The following is a 16,068-nucleotide window of genomic DNA, read 5'->3' as shown; positions in this document are numbered from 1 at the left end:
TGCGGGCGACAGCAGATGCGGCTACAGCGCCGCTGAGCACTGCCATTCCGAAGAGAGAAAGGAATAACCATGGAGGTCCTTCTGCGCGGTTGATCATGTAAGACACTTCCTGGCGTTGGGACAGCGCAAGGCCAAGCAAGACAGTGGTAGCGGTCGCGATGAGTCCTGCTTTGGTGTCGGCGTTGTTCGTAAGGGTGGCGAGGTGGCCGAGCATAAATCTGGCATCAGCAGGTGGTATTTCCGTTTCGGAAAGGTGTTCCATTTTTGCTCGTAGCCGTCGCTGCAACACGTACCCCCTTTGGAAAATTGACCTGGAAACACCGCTTCCGTTGTGTACGAACTTCTCTATCATTAGTCGGATGACTGCATCGTCATTAGTTGGCAAATTTGCATCCGGCCAGGTTGAACGTCAACCGACGCGTAGAGAGGTTGAGTTCTCCCGCTAGGGCGGCTCACCTTGCGGAAAGCCGCGCCTATGCAGAAATGCGATCTACGCCCAGAGAAATACTAGCCGTTGTGGGTGACCGGGTAAGCCAAACCGTCTTCATCGATCATCCAGGCCACTACGGGGCGCGAGTTTTCATCAACCGTGTCCGGCGCGGCCGCTACGAATCCCACAGGGCGATGACACAAATCGATTCTCTTGAATCCAGGTAAATCTTCGGCTGATACGAGACACTTGTGTTCCTCGGATACCACAAGGGCCTTTCCTGAAATGGAGTCCCATCTTTCGATAGGCAGAGTCTGCGCCTCGCTGTCGCTGTATTCATAGAACGCTTGCCATCCGGTCGCGCTCCAGTTTGAATGTTTCATTTTTTGATCAGTCCTCGTTGGGGAAATGCGCGCTTCGTTGATCACGGGCGTGCGTCGCGGGTCAAGCCCAAGGCGGACACCGAAGTGATGTCGCTCCGGTCGTGGCGCGAAGCTGTGTCTCTGGCCCGGGTGCTAGCCTTGTCACTCGTCGAACGATGGGAGGCGAGCAGCGAGATCGCCCCTTTCGTGCTTGTAGAAGAAATTTCGAAGCAGTCGAGCCGTCCGGGATCGAACTGCGTCATCAGCTTCAGTTAGAAACTCGTCAACAAGTTTTCCGGCGGAATCTGGCTGAATCTCAGGTGCCAGGATGTCTCGCAGCTCTTGAAAATTCTGAGCGACTTTTACTGCTGCTTCCGGCTTGTCCTGATTATCGCGCAGCCACGACGCCGTCGCGCGGAGCGGGTCGAGGATTATCGAGCTCATCTCATCCTGCTGATGCCTGCGACGCAACTCTTGCGAAGACAGCACGATGCGTTGACGGACCGATTCCTGGTGCTCTTCCACTATGGCGAGAAGTTCCGGAACGACATCGATTGAGACGCAATAGCCGCGTGCTTGCACCGACGAGCTTGCGACCGTCTCCCAGTTTAGGAGCGCGGTGTTCAACTCTCCCTTCAATCGCTCAGCCGCCGTGAGTCTGTGCCGTGAGCTAACAGTTTCTGCGCGGTGCAAGATCCCCGTCTTGGCGACGTCAAGCAACGCCGGCGGAGCCGCTTCGGACCCAACCCACCTGGCCCAGAAGGAGATGTTCGCGTTAAAGTAAAGCGCCTCGTCGGCGCTCACCAATGTCAGTGTGACAAGCGACTGTCCGTTTCGTGGCCACCCGATACCCGTGTCACCGTTGGCCATTTGTGCACGGACTTCTTGTGCGTATCGCCGATTCCGGTGCGACCGTCTGAATCCAAGCAGTCTGCTCACTCCGATGTCCAAACGGGATCCACTTCATCGAGTCGTGTCCACAGTTGGTCCACGAGCTCCGCCACCGGATCGTTCCGCAGGGAACTCATATCCAGAGATGGGCGTCCGAATCGACTCGCATAATCAACATGTGCGATCCTAAGGGGAGTGCAATCGGTTGCCTGGACAATCGGTTCCACCATGCAGGTGCGCTCGTCGGGTCGCAGCGTTGTCGCAGCACGCAGCCAGCTTTCGAGGAGCATCCGTAGGTCCTCTGGCGGCATCGTGTCGAGGGCGTGATGCCAAAACGAGGTGGCGGCGTCGGTGTCGATGTTCTCGGCGTGGTCCGTGAGTACCGAGCTGACACTTTCGGAGATCACGCTCAAGCGCGCAGGGGAAGCACGATGGAACCACTCAGATAGGTAGCGCAAGAACCGTGAGGCGCCGATTTCGGTACCGATCTGTCGCACGGCGCGAAGAACGGCTGCCCTCACATCTGTGTTCTCGCCGTTCGCTAGATGCTTGAGTCGGGTGAGCGCCATTCGCGGGAAAGCTTCACCCAATCCGGCGCAGACCTCTGCGGCCAGCAGCTTACGGTCGGCGTTTCCGTCCCGCGACCAGTCCCAAAGCTGCTGCCGTACATCCCTGCCGAGCGAGGAGTCCGTCGCGGTCGTGGTCAGCAGGCGTACGGCGACGGACCTCCGGTAGCGGGCTGATTGAGACGTTGACGTTTGAAGTCCTCCGGACTCCGTGCCCGAATTTGTAGTCGCCCATTCGATGGCCAGAGAGACTGCGATTTTGGAGCCGCCCTCTGCAGCGAGCTCGGCAGCACGGTCGGCGATTTGCTCTAACTCACCACGTTCGAATTCGCGCATGGATCTGGGGAGTTCGCCGAACCAGGTCAGTAGTGATTCCTGGACGTCCGGGTGTTCCCGCCAGAAGTGCCTCAGGACCTGTTTGCCGAAACCGGAGGGCAGAAGCTCTCGGCGGCCGATGTCGAACCAGTTGTCTGGGAGCCGTAGCAGCCGGGTGTACGGGCTCGGGCGCAAAAGCGGTGGAATCTCCTCCGGTGGACGGATCTTGTTGTGCAGCAATAGTTGATCGGAGGCCCGCGCGATATGTTGGGGCGGTGCACCCTCCAGAAGGCTGACTGCCAGCAGCATCGCGAGCCATTCCGGGTCGTTTTCTTGTTGTTTCGTGAGGATCTCCTTCCGGAGCTCAGAGGGGAGGTCACTCGCCTCGCGTTCCAGGGCTCTCTGGATCGCTTGAAGTGGCTGTTCACCCCGATCAGTACCGTCGCGGACCGCGTCGGCGATAGCCTTGATCTTCGGGGGCCACATTTCCTCCAACTGGCCTTCTGCCTCGGCGCTGATCACGAGCTCATGTGCATCGGGTCGGCCGACGTGGCTCGCAAAGACTTTGAGAGCAGGAGGTTGCTGAAGCAGGTGCACCCTGTCAGGGAAGCTGTCCTCGAAGCTGCGCTCAGAACCTGGCGGGATGATCAGAATCAAATAGCTCTCGTAGCGCCAGAGATCGCTGCTGAATTCGACAAGACTACGGCGAACAGTCTGAAGATCGTTCTCGCTTGCCCCGCGTAGGTCGATGATTACCGCTGCGGGTTCGTGCTCGACCAGCAACCCATCGTGATGCAATCGGAGACTGGGATCCATGAGCTCCTCGCGAACGATGAGGCGAGCGTCTTCCTCCTGTCGCAACTCCTGACCGAGTCGGAGCGCCGCCGAGAGCTGGCCGCAATCACGTGCTGGGGCACCTAGAAAGAGAACCTTACGGCTGGTAAGGATTTGGAACGCCGTGTCATGCTCGCCATCCGGGGTTTCTCCGAGCAGTTGAGGTGGGGCGACGTACTTGTCCGCCAAGCGTTCCAGTGCTTCCGGATCTTGGATACCGCGGCCATTACGTCCTTGAACGCCTGCCCGAGCGAGTTGTTCCACGAACTCCGGCGTCGTGATTACGGCCCCGCGCAGGTCGGTCTTGTAGAAGGACTTGTCGAGGTCACCTCCTGCAGTCTCGTTATTATTTCCGATCACTGAAGTAGAAGTCTGCTGCACCGGATTTCCGACTTCGACTGGCGGGATCTCTGGTGCACCTGCCGGCTCGGGGGAGGTTGGTGCTTCCGACGGGCCCGGCTGCGGTGATGTGGGTTTCGGATTCGTGTTGTAGGGCGGCTTGGGAGATTCGAGCATGCCGAATCCGTCAATGTCGTAGGAGTCCATAGAAGCTCACCGACCCGATGGGTCGTTGTGCGGTCCGGTACGGCGACCGCTGGACGGGCCAAAGTTGGAATCTCCCTGAGTGTGGAAGTGTCCTGAATATTCCTGCTTGTTCGTCGACTGATCGACGTTTCCTCCGGCAGTCGTATTTCCGTCACCGTGCACGGCAATCCCAGCTGCATCGGCGTGCACAGAGTTATAGTGGACCCCGTCGTGCACGTTTTGAGCCTGAGTGGCGTTCTGTGCGCGTCCGTCGAGAGTGTTGGATATGTGATCGGCCGATTTTGACGACGGCTCAGTGCTTTCTGTGGCAGGTTGCTCCGGCTGCCCGTGCAGAAGGCCTGATCGCAACAGCTCGCCGGAAACGGTTGGAACGCGCAGGTATCCCGTGCCGGAGTAGTCCTTCGCATTTACACGCAGGGGTGCCGCCACAAACTCGCTGGGCTGTCGAGCGGTCCAGCCTGCTTCGATGACGTTTTTCATGACTTCTTCGGACACGACTGCGGCTAGCAGCGTCACCCGCGGGTCCGAGTGGTCGAGCAATGCTCGAACCGCGTCAGCATCGACCATCCGTCCGCTCTCCACCATAAGAGTGCCTGAAGGTGAGTCGACTGCGAGCGTGTTAAACGACCGCAACGGACCCAAATGTAGGCTGGCCCGCAAGCGCAGTTCGATCCCACTTGATCGCAATTCTGCGGAGTGTCGGCGAAGTTCGGCTTGTAGCGCGTCAAGGAACCTGTCGATTACGGTGCCAATTAGGTCCGGGTTGAACCCAATTAGGTAGCCATCTCCTCGAAACGCGCGGAAGATATGACGTTGCAACAACTCGCTGATGTCAGCGCGTTCGGCAGATTTCTGGAGAATCGTCGGCAGCAGCTGTACGATCGTCTGTTGCTGGGAGGTGTTGTGTTTGCTGAATTGTCGGACATCGACCGCGAGAATTCCAGTGTACTGGCCTAGTCCGTCCGTACTCTCGTGATCCACGAGTACTCCTCCATGCTGTGGTGCGTGGCGGAGCCGATGTTGCCCGATGGTCACCGGCCGTTCTGTCCAGAACTGGACATAACCATGTTGTTCAGTGCAGCGCGGTCGAGCACCTGCAATTTTCCTCGCGCTGTTCGGATCAGCCCCGTGGACTTCCACGTAGCGAGCACCGGGGTGATGGCTGAACGAGCAAGGCCCAGAGCCGATGCCAACTCTTCCTGAGACATTGCGATGGTGGTCGGATGCGGATGGTCGGGCCCCGCAGCACTGATGAGGGTCTGGAGGAGCGCAGAGAGTCGCGCGGCCGTGGTGTGGTGCGCGAGTTGCCAGGCGTGGGGGGCGCTCTCCCGCATCTTGGCCATGATGTAGACGTGAAGCCGTTCGATGAGGCCGAAGTGCTGGATGAGTTCGCCGAAACGCTTGTCCGACAGCTTGGCTGTGATGCCGGGCTCGATAGCCTGCACCGTGCCCGACCTGGGCCGTCCGTCCCGGGCTGAGAACTCGCCGAGTACGTCACCGGGACCGCGGACGGCAAGCAGAATCTCGCGACCGTCGGGTTCGGCGTATACAACTTTCAACCGCCCAGACAGGCTCAACAATACCCAGCCGCCGGGATCGCCCTGGTGCAACAGCCGGTCACCTGCGTGGTGATGTTTGCGGACACCACGCTGAACGAGTGCGGCCCAAACGTGATCGGGGAGGAAGGAGCGGAAGCCACGTAGGCGCCGTGTATCGTTGTCTGTGCTCACGAGTTCGTGTGTAGTTACTGGTCGGTGCGTTATGGGTGGCCCACGGCAAGATCACCCGAAAAGCCTCGTTCGCCGCCACCCTGGGTAGGTTTGGCGAGGCATTTTCAATCTTCGCTCTGCAAGTTTTCGACCGCCTGGCCTCTTGACTCCCAGCCCTTGCGCCACGTTGGCGGATGGCCAGGCCGCGCCCCGCGCAGGTCGGTGATCTGCCTCGTGTCTGCCTGCACCCGGACTGGGCAAGCAGAATCCGTCCGATCCCGTCGGCCTCCGGCGTCACGGAGGCGTCGGCGAACGGGCGCCGGTCCATATCTCGATGCAGACGTGCCGTCCAATCGAGGGCAGCAGGGTCTGGGTTGATGTCGTCGTACACGCGGACCACGACGAGGATCGATGCGGCTATCTTCTGGTTGCCTGGTTCCAGGTGCAGGCGCCCGGTGCGGTTGAGTGTGCAGATGAACGGGCCGTCTTCGATCACGGTCACTCAGTTGTCGGGCTAGACGGTGAGACTCATCGAGGGGATTCACCACCTGGCTCTTGACCAGCAAAGATGTAGCAGTTGAGCCCGTCTTGGCCAAGCATTGGCCACGGACCACTGCGAGAGACCCCGCGGAGGCGGGAAGTGGGCAGCCGAGGCCGCCTACTTCATTCGCGTTGAAAATCCGCCTTTGGGCAGTTCGTACACGCACCCGATATCGAGGGCTTGAAGGAGGCCGACGATGTCCCCGCCCGGGTGCCCGGGAAGTAGCACAGTGGCTGTGAGCAAGCCTCGACCGAGCGTGCCAGGAGCGTACGGCGGCCGGTCAACGTGGAGTCGGTGGCAGAAGGCGGGCCATGTCCGCGAACCAAGCGGGCCAGCCTCGGTCAGCGGCCAACCGCCTCCACCCCTGATCGCGCCGAATTCGCCCCGAGCGCGGCCCTTATGTTCTACAAAAGGATCATGACACAGTTCGCGACCGGCTCCGGCCGTGTCCCTCGGCTTCGCCCGAGCTGGGCCACGTGCGATGTTGCTGGGCAAAATGGGTCGCGGTGTACCGGGGTCCAAGTCGATGGCTTCGGCCAATGCCTAGCCCACTTGGCCTCTGAACAGCTCAACGAGGCTTTAACCCGACTCCGCCGATCTAGCGACGTGGACCTCCGCGGCACCGAGCTGTCGCCTGAGCTGCTCGGGCGAATCCTCGACGCGGTTCGCGAGGAGGATAGCCATCCGGTCTTCTCTGGCTTTGCCTCATTCGTCGGGGCAACGTTCTTGGGCGGTGCCTCTTTCGATGGGGCCACGTTTTCGGGTGGTGCCTCGTTCGATGGGGTCACGTTTGCCGACGAGGCGTCATTCGTCGGCACGACGTTCTCCGGTGACGCTGATGCCTCATTCGTCGGGGCGAGGTTCGCTGGCGACGCGTTCTTCATTGGGGCAACGTTCACTGACGACGCCTGGTTCATCGAGACGACCTTCGACAGCGAAGTCTCCTTCGGCAAGGCAACGTTCAGCGGCAAGGCCCGGTTCGGCGGGGCACAGCTTAACGGCACAGCTTGGTTCAGCGAGACGACGTTCAGCGGCGAAGTCTCCTTCGACGGGGCACGGTTCAGCGGTGACGCATTGTTCAGCGAGACGACGTTCAGCGGTGACGCTCTGTTCAGCGAGACGACGTTCAGCGGCGATGCCTTGTACGACGGGGCACGGTTCAGCGGTGACGCTCTGTTCAGCGAGACGACGTTCAGCGGTGACGCTCTGTTCAGCGAGACGACGTTCAGCGGCGAGGACGCCATGTTTGACGGCGTGGCATTTGAGATGGCGGAGTCGTTCGGGCCAGTGGTCGCCTCCTGGTGCTTGACGCTTGATCGCGCCGTATTCAGCAAGCGTGTGGTGGTACAGGTCTCCGCCAGTTATCTGGAGTGCGTCGAGACTCGGTTCGCGTCTGGGGCTGAACTGCAGCTTCGTTTCGCCTGCACCACTCTCAGGCGCGCAGAGTTCGGGGCGCCGTCCGCGATCGTCAACGCTGCTCAGCCACCCACCAAGCGTGTCGAGGCAGACGAACAACGGAACGAGATAGCTGGACTAGAGGTGGGACCGGATTACCTCCAGCAGTCGCCAGCACTGGCCTCCTTGGAAGGCGTGGACGTCACGGACCTGGTGGTTACCGACATCGACATGTCGCCCTGTAGGTTCGCCGGAGCGCACCACCTAGACACCCTCCGCCTGGAGGGCGACTGCCAGTTCGCCTGGCCCCCGAAGGGTGCCCGCTTCGGCTGGACCTGGCCACCGGTGCGGTGGTGGACGCGTCGACAGGTCCTAGAGGAGGAGTGCGGCCGACGAGCCGCCGGCTCCAAAGGCACCGGATGGCGGATCCACTCATCGTTCAACCCGCCGGGGGCCACGCCGTTGAACGCCAAGCGGGTAGCCGCGTTGTATCGGGACCTGCGCAAGGCCCAAGAGGACAGCAAGAACGAGCCAGGCGCCGCTGACTTCTACTACGGCGAGATGGAGATGCGCCGAACAGACAGCGCGACACCCTGGCCCGAGCGCCTGATCCTTTTCCTGTACTGGCTGGTTTCAGGCTATGGGCTGCGAATGACACGAGCACTGAGCTGCTTGGTTGTCCTTATCGCTATGGCATCGACCACCTTGTACCTAGTTGGACTCGCTCCTCCTCGGCCAACCCCGCCTCCGCTGGAGATTCCCCATAGGTTGAGCGCGAGTGTGCTCTACGCCGCCGAGAGTGCTGTGTCGTTGGAACCCAAACTTGCAGGGCTTCCTGTCCTCACCCCGCAGGGCGAGGTTGTACGGCTGATCATGCGGGTGCTCGGCCCACTGCTACTCGGCTTGACACTCTTGGCCATACGTAATCGCGTTAAGCGCTGAGCGACCACGCGCCCACTTAGGGTTCGTTGTCATGGACTGCGAACGACGAATCGCCCCGCGTTGCCTTGAGAGCGACGCGGGGCGATTCGTGTCTGGTGGGGCTATAGCGGCGGAGCTCCAGTCGCGCCGCGGACGCGCTGATCGAAGACGCGTTGGGTGATGTTGACGCCGAAGGCCGGTCCGGCCAGCTGTTGACCGATGTGAAGGTGGCATGGCTTTCACCCACGAGTTCCTGGCCTATCTCCGTGACGACCAGGGGTTCTGGCTGCCAGCTAGTGCAGTCGGGGTCACCGTTGTCCCGGTCGTGGTGTACCTGCTGGAGGATCGCCTATGAGACAGTTGTGCAATTTGTACGTCCGGGTGCTGTCAACTAGTCGTCTTCGTTGCTCAGTCTGATCCACTCTCTCCGAGCTCGACGAGAATGTCGGAGAAGGCTTGGCCTCTCAGCTCGTGGGCCTCCCGTACGGCGGAGACGGCAGTCATGAGGCCGATGAGCGCGTTCAGTTCGGTGCACTGAATGCGTCCAATCGCGTGCGCGGTGGCGTGCCTGTGGAAGAACGTCGGAATGCCCTGCGTTTCGAAATTGATGTCTCCGAACACCAGCGGTACTTGCAGGAACGTGCATACGGTGCGGACCGCCTTCGTCGGCACCCTCCAGGGCTCAGCTTCGTCGACAGCATTGGTCAGGTGTTTGTACCTCCAGCGCGACGCCCCTGGTGGTGGCTCGAAAAGCTGCCTCACTACGACGTCCAACACTGAGGCGGACAGTGGCTGTCCTGCTCGGAAAAACCCCGCTCTCCGCCATCCGGACCAGCTCGTCGAGAAGTTCGACTTGCTCGTCCCAGGGGGCGTTTACGGTCCCCCTTAGCTCACTGACGACAGCGACGCAGTCGTGCAGCACAGCCTTCCGGTGATCCAGGAGCGCGGTGCCGCGCTCCGCGGATGACGCATTCAGGAGCAATTCGAGGACGCTGACCCTCGGTACCCATGTAATCGGATAGCCGCGCTTGGCCAGTTGGAGCAAATTTCGCATCCGGATGCGTTTATCAAGGCGAGCCCAGTTGGACGGCTCGAATTCTTCGACGTCATCGCGATCGTGTCGTTCGAGAGAGTCCAGTAATCGCTCAATTGTCGGGATAATTTGGCTGGGCCACTGCGTCGCGAGAAGTTGGCGATTCTGCTCTTTAGTCGACCGGATAAACTGACTGAATTGGTCCTCGGTGAGCTGACCTGCAAGCTTCGAAGTGAAGTTGCTCTGCTCCTCGGCCCACTTCGCCAGGTAGAAGGTCGGATTATAGGCGCTCCTTACGATATCTTGGAACAGCGAGAGTGCCGGGACTAAATGTTTTGGCCTGCGTAGCGGGTCGATCGACGGCTCGCGGTCATCGTCAGGTTCGTCTACAGAATCGGCGTTGAATTCTGGGCTCATGGTTTTAGGGTCCTTTGTCAGCGCAGGCAAAGCGAATCGGATACAAGGCGCCCCCGCGTGGGCCTGTCTTGGGGGCGGGTCATCGTCGATGCCAGCGGCCTGGTCGTCCTTCCACCGCCCAGGCAGGTGGGATCGAGTGTCGGCGGATGGTGTCGGGTGTGAAGGGTCGAAGGGCCTTGGGCGGGCCTGTCGGCTGGGCGCAGTCTGGCGCTGTGAGAACGCTGTGGAACGGTGTGATCAGTTTCGGGCTGGTGGCGATCCCGGTCGGGTTGGCGGCGGCGACGGAGTCGCGCTCGATCAGCTTCCGGCAAGTACATCGAGCTGACGGGGCCTGGGTGCGGCACGAGCGGGTCTGCACCGTGGAGGACCGCCGGGTGCCGTGGGAGGAGATCGCCAAGGGCTACGAGCTGCCGGACGGCCGCATCGTGGTGATGTCCGAGTACGAGCTGGCGGAGTTGCCGCTGCCCAGTGCGCACACCATCGAGGTGGCCGAGTTCGTCCCGACCGGCGCGGTGGACCCGATCCTGTTCGACCGCTCGTACTTCCTGCAACCGCACCAGGTCGCACTCGGCGCGTACAGCCTGCTGCGTGACGCGATGACCGACACCGGCCACGTCGGTTTGGGGCGGGTGGCGATCCGGACTCGGGAGCGATTGACGCTGCTGCGGCCCTATGGGCCGGGGATCAGCCTGGTCACGCTGTTGTGGCCGGATGAGGTGCGGGAACCGGATTTCGGATGGCTCACCGACCAGGCTCCGCCGCCCCGCGAACAGGAACAGCGAATGGCCGAACAACTGGTGCTGTCGCTCTCGAACGTGACCTTCGACCCCACCGCCTACCGGGACCACTCACGCGAGGCCCTGCAGGCGCTGATCGATGCCAAGCTCACCAACCGCCAGATCGCCGTTCCGGAGCCCCGCACGCAGGAAGCCGCGGACCTCGAGGAGGCGCTGCGGGTCAGCCTCGACCAAGCCCGCCAGGCGCGCACCGCTGACCGACGTGAGACCGGATGACGGCGGGACACGGCCAGGGGCAACCAAGCGCCCCGCGTCGCCTTACTCAGGCGGTGCGGGGCGCTGTCGTGTTCGCCGTCCCCGCGATGACCGGTGTCGAGCTGGCCGACGGCTGGGGCATGGAGGCGACCGTGGAGGGCGACCTGATCGGCTGGCGGCGAGACACCGGCGGCCGCTGGTGGGGGAAGGTCTGCCTCTGCGTCCAGCGAGGCGTGAACGCTGGAGCGGGCAGGGTCCCGTACACCTGGTGGGTGCCGGCGCATGCGGTGAGCCGCCGCTGAGGCGGTTTCGCGTCTGAGCAGACACGAGTCTTCCAGGTCTCAGGTGTCTAGTCAGATCGTCTCTGACGTCGCCCCGACTTCCCCCCGTGTTCCTGTTCGAGGAGGGTTTGGAGCGCCCGGGACATGTTCGTTCCTGGCTAGTCTGCGGCTGCAGCTCAGGACATGTCGGAATGCGGATACATCGCTGCGCAGGTGGCACGGACGGACGCTGCCAAATGGTCAAGCTTCTCGCCCAATAGCCACACATCCGACGTTGTGAATTCTCGTGCTTGGTTGTACTTCCATTGACGACTGACGTGGCAGTGCCAAAGCGTTTCGTCACCGGGCTGATTCCAGCCGAAATAGGGGCGGGCGCGGTCCGGCAGGTCGTCTACACGTAGCTGAGTTGACCGCGGGGCGACCTCGTCCTCTTCTTCTTCGAAGGGAGTGTGGTCAGCGGAATACCAAGTGCCATGAATGACTGCGTTTCGCAGCTCTTGGAGGGTCTTGGCTCTTGTCAGGATGTCTAGGAGACGGTTATGTGTCTCCTTCGGCCAACTCCGATAGTAGGGGTCGCGCTCACTAAGGACGCCCTTGACTGATTCACGTAACCAGTTCGCGCTCTGTCCCTCGAATAGGATCCATGATGGGCCAATTAAGTCCCCGTCGTTTACGAGTAGCTGGAGCAACGATCTCAGCGCATGCTCAAGTCGGGCGCTTGACATTGCGACGTAGCCGATGCCGCACGCAAGCGCCTGGTCGGCGTCCATATCTCCCGATTCAGGAGCGGCTGGGATGATCATGATAGCGCTAGGGTCGATGTCCATGTGTGGAGGCCAACCTGGCGTCTATGCAGGTTCTTGTCATCGTTGGCGTTGCAGTGGTAGAGGTTCGAGCTCATGCGTGGATCTCCGATTCGATTTCCGAAAGGTGCATGTTCGGGTGGGGGTAGGCGCAGGGTTAGGGAAGGATGACCGGCGGCATTTGGCCGGTTGAGATCCATGTGAATACGTAGTTGCCGGCTACACCGACGACGAGGGCGAGTGCGACCCCACTGAGCAGGAGAGAAATGACTGCGCGAAAACGGCTCTGCCGCTGTAGACGTTCAACAAGTTCCTCGTTCTTGCGTGCGAAAAGTGCCTCGACGGCGGCTGCGGCGTCGGCATGAATCGTCGCCAATTTTTGTTTCTCGTCGGCCTCAGCGGTCAGCTGCTCTAGACTCGTCTTCTTCGCGCGAACCTCGGCGGTTAGCTCTTCGATAAGCTGCTGCGATCGGTTCAGGTGACGTGTTAGCTCTTCGATTCGATGCTCAAATGCGTCTTCCTCGGCAGCTACGGTGGGGGCGTCGGTTTTCCAGGCCGTGAGCAGTTCGCGGATCTCGTAAACTGCCAGTGCCCCAAAAATACCGAAAGTACCCACGACGAACCCCACGCCGAAGTTGGACAGTTCCCTCCAGGGGGCCGCCAAGGCGATTGCTGCCGAGCCAACGAGGACCGCGACCAGGGTGGAAAACCCGCTGCGCCAAAATGAGGAGAACATCGATTCGCAGCGTAGCGGGTGATCACTCCCTCGCGAGACTCCACCTAGGCAGGAACAGCGCGGCGACGCCAAGGACAAGCCGTGATGCGCTAACGGCGTCGTGTCGGGCGTAGCGCAGGGTGTGGTTGTACGGACCCATTGACCGGGCGCGTAGCGCCCCGCGTCACCTGAGCAGGGACGCGGGGAGCTACGTCGCCCGATCGACTATGCCCTAGTGAGCTGACGCGTTCTCCAGTCAAGGGCTCCGGCGAGACGCCCGGCCTGCGGGCTTTTCCAGCTACCGCTCCGTGCGGTGGGAGGGGCTGAATTCTCGTTCTCTTTCCGCGGAGCCGTGTTCGGCCCCTTGACAGGTCAGTGACACGCCTCATAGCGTTCCCGACAATGAACGTATATTCATAAATGTGAACAGGAGTGTTCGGCCGCCGACACCCGGGTGGTGCTGCGGTGGGACCCCGTAGAAGGGCTCGTTCCAAGGAGGCACCGTGGCCGCCATGCAGAGGTCGACAACGCCGACGGTCGACAGCAAGTCCGTGATCAGGAAGGTCAAGCGGGGGATCTTGCCCGTGGCCTTCTTGCTCTACGCCTTCAACTACATGGATCGTTCGTCGATCAGCTACGCCCAGCTGACGATGGGCAAGGAACTCGGCATCGACGTCGCGACTTACGGCAGCATCGCTGCGATCTTCTTCGTCGCCTACGTGTTGCTCGAGGTTCCCAGCAACATGATCCTGGCGAGGGTCGGGGCACGACGCTGGCTCGCGCGCATCGCCATCACCTGGGGTCTGGTCACCATCGTCACCGGCTTCGTGCAGGACCTCGCGCAGCTATACGTCGCGCGCGTCGCACTCGGAATCGCCGAAGCCGGCCTCTTCCCGGGCCTCATCCTCTTCCTCACCTACTGGTTCCTGAACCAGGACCGGGGCCGGGCGATCGGGGCGATGGCACTCGCGATGCCCGTTGCCCTCGTCGTGGGCAGTTTCACCGGAGGCCTGATCCTCGACCACGTCGACTGGTTCGGACTCAGCTCGTGGCGATGGGTCTTCATTCTTCAGGGGCTGCCGCCAGTCCTTCTCGGGTTCTGGCTTCTGCTCACGCTTGCCGATCGGCCCCGCAAGGCACGATGGCTGAGCGAGGCCGAGCGCGACTGGCTGGAGGAGTCCATCGCCGCGGAGCAGGCGACAGTGGCGGAGCAGCAGGACAAGGCTGGCGAGCTGCGAGCCCTCCGCCATCCCAAGGTCCTGTACCTCGGTGCGATCAACGCACTCGCGGGAGTCGCCACCTACGGCATGACGTTCTTCCTGCCGCAGGTCGTTTCCCAGCTCTACCCGACCTATTCCGCTACGGACATCGGAATCTACGGAGCCATTCCCTACATCTGCGCGGCAGGGGCGATGCTGTTGATCGTGCGCTACGCCGACCTCAGCGGAAGACGGAAGCCCGTCGTGCTGGCCTGCTTCTTGATCGCCATCATCGGGCTCATCGTCACTGCGGTTTTCCAGGACGTCCCGGCCTTGGGGCTCGTCGGGCTGGTCCTGCTCGCCATCGGAGTCGTCTCGAACATCCCCACGTTCTGGGCGTTGGCGAGTGAGGTCCTCACCCGAGAGCAGAGCACCGTGGGGATCGCGGTCATCAACGCGCTCGCGTCCGCTGGCGGATTCTTCGGGCCGTTCCTCATCGGCAAGGTGGCTGGAGCGGGCAACACCATCGTCGGGCTCAGCGTTCCGATGGTCTCTCTCGCCCTGGCGTTCGTCATGCTGCTCTTCGTGAAGGTGCCTGGGCGGGTACCGCCTTCAGCGCCTGAAGCGAGTCCCTCCGACGCCAGTCGCTGACGAGCGCGGGATCGAAGAGATGCCTGAGCAGTACGAGGCCTTCTCGGCGCATCCCCGCCCGGAACCTGCTGACTGGAAGAACGTCCAGACGATCGCTTCTCCTGCGAGCGCGATCGAACCTTCGACATCGACATGGGAGTCGACGTGATGGCAGAGTGGTCGGAGATCGACGACGGGTTGCTGAATCCTGCTTGGTACGTGAATGGGGATCCGCACGAGGCTTTCGAGCGGCTACGTGCCGAGGATCCCGTGCACTGGGCGGAACCAGAGAGCTATGGCAGGCCCTTCTGGGCCCTCACCCGTTACCAGGACGTCCGCGAGGTGCTCGCCGATGCGGCGAACTTCAGCAACTACCGCGACACGAGACCGCCTCGCACTGCGAAGCGACTGACCGCCACGCAGCTGCACGAGAGCGGGACCGACGGCAACCTCAACCACATGGATCCACCGCTCCACACGCTGTACCGGCGCCCGATGGAGCGTCATTTTGATCCGCTGTCGAGGGAGCACCTTCGCGTGTTGATCGAAAACTGCGCCGATGAGCTCATCGCCGAGGTCGGACACCGCGGCCGGACCGAGTTCGTCGGCGAGCTCGCAGCAGACCTACCGATGCACGTGATCATGCGTTTCCTGGGAGTGCCGCGCGAGGATTGGACGTGGCTCCGCGACTGCGTGTGGCGATCGTTCCTGCCCGATGACCCGCGCTTCGCGGTGCCGGGGCAGGCATCCGAGAAGACGATGGCCGATGCCAACCAGATGATCGCGGATTACGCTGCGAGGTTCGCGCGCGAGAAGCGGGAGCGTCCCGGAGATGACTTCGCAAGCGTCCTGACGGAAGTGGTCGTCGACGGCACGCCGCTCGACGACCACGAGGTGGCCGCATGGCTCGCGCTGCTCATACCGGCCAGTCTCGAGACCACGCGGAACACGGCCTCGGTCGGGCTCTGGCTCTTCTACCGCAACCCTGAGCAGCGGCAGGCGCTCGCGCAAGATCCTGCACTGATCGGGCAGGCCGTCGATGAGGTCATTCGCTGGGCCTCGCCCGTGCGCTCCCGTCTTCGCGTGGCGAGGTTTGACACCGAGGTTGGTGGGAAGGCGATCAAGGCGGGGGACTGGGTTGTCCCCTTCCTCTCATCCGCGAACCGCGATGCGTCGGTGTTCGAGGACCCGCACGCCTTCAACATCCGCCGTCAGCCGAGGAAGCACCTATCATTCGGCGAGGGCGTGCACGAGTGCCTCGCCTTGCACCTCGTCAGGTGTGAACTCATGACGCTCTTCTCGAAGTTCTTCGCCGCATTTCCCGACTACGAACTGCCCCAAGCGGATTCGCCGTCCTGGATCGCTGATCACGTTCTGAACGGCTTCACCCGGTTGGAGGTCGATCTCAACGTCACCTGAGCGCCGTGACCACGATGGCGGGTGCCTGGAGCGCGCCAATCGGCAAGCCCGGGGCTGCGCATTGAACAG

The 16,068-nt window shown here is 61.8% G+C and carries 14 protein-coding genes; 5 read left to right on the top strand and 9 right to left on the bottom strand.

The window, feature by feature from the left end; all coding sequences use genetic code 11:
* Positions 1–507: 507 nt before the first annotated feature.
* The 5 genes from R4I43_RS31440 to R4I43_RS31420 all read right to left on the bottom strand — a co-directional run bounded on the left by R4I43_RS31440 (position 508) and on the right by R4I43_RS31420 (position 5,674).
* The gene (locus tag R4I43_RS31440) at positions 508–858 is read right to left on the bottom strand and encodes a hypothetical protein (RefSeq protein WP_324269347.1); all 351 of its coding nucleotides are present in this window, start codon (positions 856–858) and stop codon (positions 508–510) included.
* Positions 859–954: 96 nt separating this feature from the next.
* Positions 955–1,596 (bottom strand): hypothetical protein, encoded by a 642-nt coding sequence (locus R4I43_RS31435; RefSeq protein ID WP_324269346.1) that lies wholly within the window; start codon positions 1,594–1,596, stop codon positions 955–957.
* Between the two features lie 131 nt (positions 1,597–1,727).
* A complete protein-coding gene (locus tag R4I43_RS31430) occupies positions 1,728–3,944 on the bottom strand; it encodes a hypothetical protein (protein ID WP_324269345.1) in 2,217 nt (738 codons plus the stop codon).
* A gap of 6 nt (positions 3,945–3,950) precedes the next feature.
* Positions 3,951–4,925: a hypothetical protein gene (locus tag R4I43_RS31425; RefSeq protein WP_324269344.1), complete on the bottom strand. Its 975-nt coding sequence runs from the start codon at positions 4,923–4,925 to the stop codon at positions 3,951–3,953.
* A gap of 50 nt (positions 4,926–4,975) precedes the next feature.
* A complete protein-coding gene (locus tag R4I43_RS31420) occupies positions 4,976–5,674 on the bottom strand; it encodes a Crp/Fnr family transcriptional regulator (RefSeq protein ID WP_324269343.1) in 699 nt (232 codons plus the stop codon).
* A gap of 1,126 nt (positions 5,675–6,800) precedes the next feature.
* On the opposite strand from R4I43_RS31420, the gene R4I43_RS31415 reads away from it, so the two are divergent.
* A complete protein-coding gene (locus R4I43_RS31415) occupies positions 6,801–8,531 on the top strand; it encodes a pentapeptide repeat-containing protein (protein ID WP_324269342.1) in 1,731 nt (576 codons plus the stop codon).
* A gap of 387 nt (positions 8,532–8,918) precedes the next feature.
* Here the strand turns inward: R4I43_RS31415 and R4I43_RS31410 are convergent, their stop codons facing one another.
* Both R4I43_RS31410 and R4I43_RS31405 read right to left on the bottom strand, forming a co-directional pair.
* Positions 8,919–9,182, bottom strand: coding sequence for a hypothetical protein (locus R4I43_RS31410; protein ID WP_324269341.1), 264 nt, complete (start codon positions 9,180–9,182; stop codon positions 8,919–8,921).
* A gap of 10 nt (positions 9,183–9,192) precedes the next feature.
* Positions 9,193–9,960, bottom strand: coding sequence for a hypothetical protein (locus tag R4I43_RS31405; RefSeq protein WP_324269340.1), 768 nt, complete (start codon positions 9,958–9,960; stop codon positions 9,193–9,195).
* Positions 9,961–10,172: 212 nt separating this feature from the next.
* On the opposite strand from R4I43_RS31405, the gene ku reads away from it, so the two are divergent.
* Both ku and R4I43_RS31395 read left to right on the top strand, forming a co-directional pair.
* On the top strand, positions 10,173–10,973 hold the full coding sequence (ku, locus tag R4I43_RS31400) for a non-homologous end joining protein Ku (RefSeq protein WP_324269339.1): 801 nt from the start codon (positions 10,173–10,175) through the stop codon (positions 10,971–10,973).
* 53 nt (positions 10,974–11,026) lie between these two features.
* The gene (locus tag R4I43_RS31395) at positions 11,027–11,254 is read left to right on the top strand and encodes a hypothetical protein (RefSeq protein WP_324269338.1); all 228 of its coding nucleotides are present in this window, start codon (positions 11,027–11,029) and stop codon (positions 11,252–11,254) included.
* Positions 11,255–11,409: 155 nt separating this feature from the next.
* Here R4I43_RS31395 and R4I43_RS31390 read toward each other — a convergent pair whose 3' ends face one another.
* Entirely contained in the window at positions 11,410–12,060 is a 651-nt protein-coding gene (locus tag R4I43_RS31390; protein WP_324269337.1) for a hypothetical protein, read from the bottom strand.
* Positions 12,061–12,193: 133 nt separating this feature from the next.
* Complete coding sequence (locus tag R4I43_RS31385) at positions 12,194–12,772, bottom strand: hypothetical protein (RefSeq protein ID WP_324269336.1); 579 nt, start codon at positions 12,770–12,772, stop codon at positions 12,194–12,196.
* 491 nt (positions 12,773–13,263) lie between these two features.
* Between R4I43_RS31385 and R4I43_RS31380 the strand changes: the two genes are divergently transcribed.
* Positions 13,264–14,601 carry an MFS transporter gene (locus R4I43_RS31380; protein WP_324269361.1) on the top strand — a complete coding sequence of 446 codons (1,338 nt, stop codon included), beginning with the start codon at positions 13,264–13,266 and terminating at the stop codon, positions 14,599–14,601.
* A 132-nt stretch (positions 14,602–14,733) separates the two neighbouring features.
* Positions 14,734–15,999, top strand: coding sequence for a cytochrome P450 (locus tag R4I43_RS31375; protein WP_324269335.1), 1,266 nt, complete (start codon positions 14,734–14,736; stop codon positions 15,997–15,999).
* The last annotated feature ends 69 nt before the right edge of the window (positions 16,000–16,068 follow it).

Origin of the sequence: Saccharopolyspora mangrovi (genome assembly GCF_035320975.1) — a bacterium.
GTDB classification, from domain to species: Bacteria; Actinomycetota; Actinomycetes; order Mycobacteriales; family Pseudonocardiaceae; genus Saccharopolyspora; species Saccharopolyspora mangrovi.
This window is presented reverse-complemented; position numbering and strand designations above follow the sequence as displayed.

Excerpts from the sequence above, each read along its gene's own strand:
- R4I43_RS31390 (WP_324269337.1), bottom strand. The coding sequence starts at position 12,060 with ATGGACATCGACCCTAGCGCTATCATGATCATCCCAGCCGCTCCTGAA.
- R4I43_RS31380 (WP_324269361.1), top strand. The coding sequence starts at position 13,264 with ATGCAGAGGTCGACAACGCCGACGGTCGACAGCAAGTCCGTGATCAGG.
- R4I43_RS31375 (WP_324269335.1), top strand. The coding sequence starts at position 14,734 with ATGGGAGTCGACGTGATGGCAGAGTGGTCGGAGATCGACGACGGGTTG.
- R4I43_RS31405 (WP_324269340.1), bottom strand. The coding sequence starts at position 9,960 with ATGAGCCCAGAATTCAACGCCGATTCTGTAGACGAACCTGACGATGAC.
- R4I43_RS31430 (WP_324269345.1), bottom strand. The coding sequence starts at position 3,944 with ATGGACTCCTACGACATTGACGGATTCGGCATGCTCGAATCTCCCAAG.
- R4I43_RS31385 (WP_324269336.1), bottom strand. The coding sequence starts at position 12,772 with ATGTTCTCCTCATTTTGGCGCAGCGGGTTTTCCACCCTGGTCGCGGTC.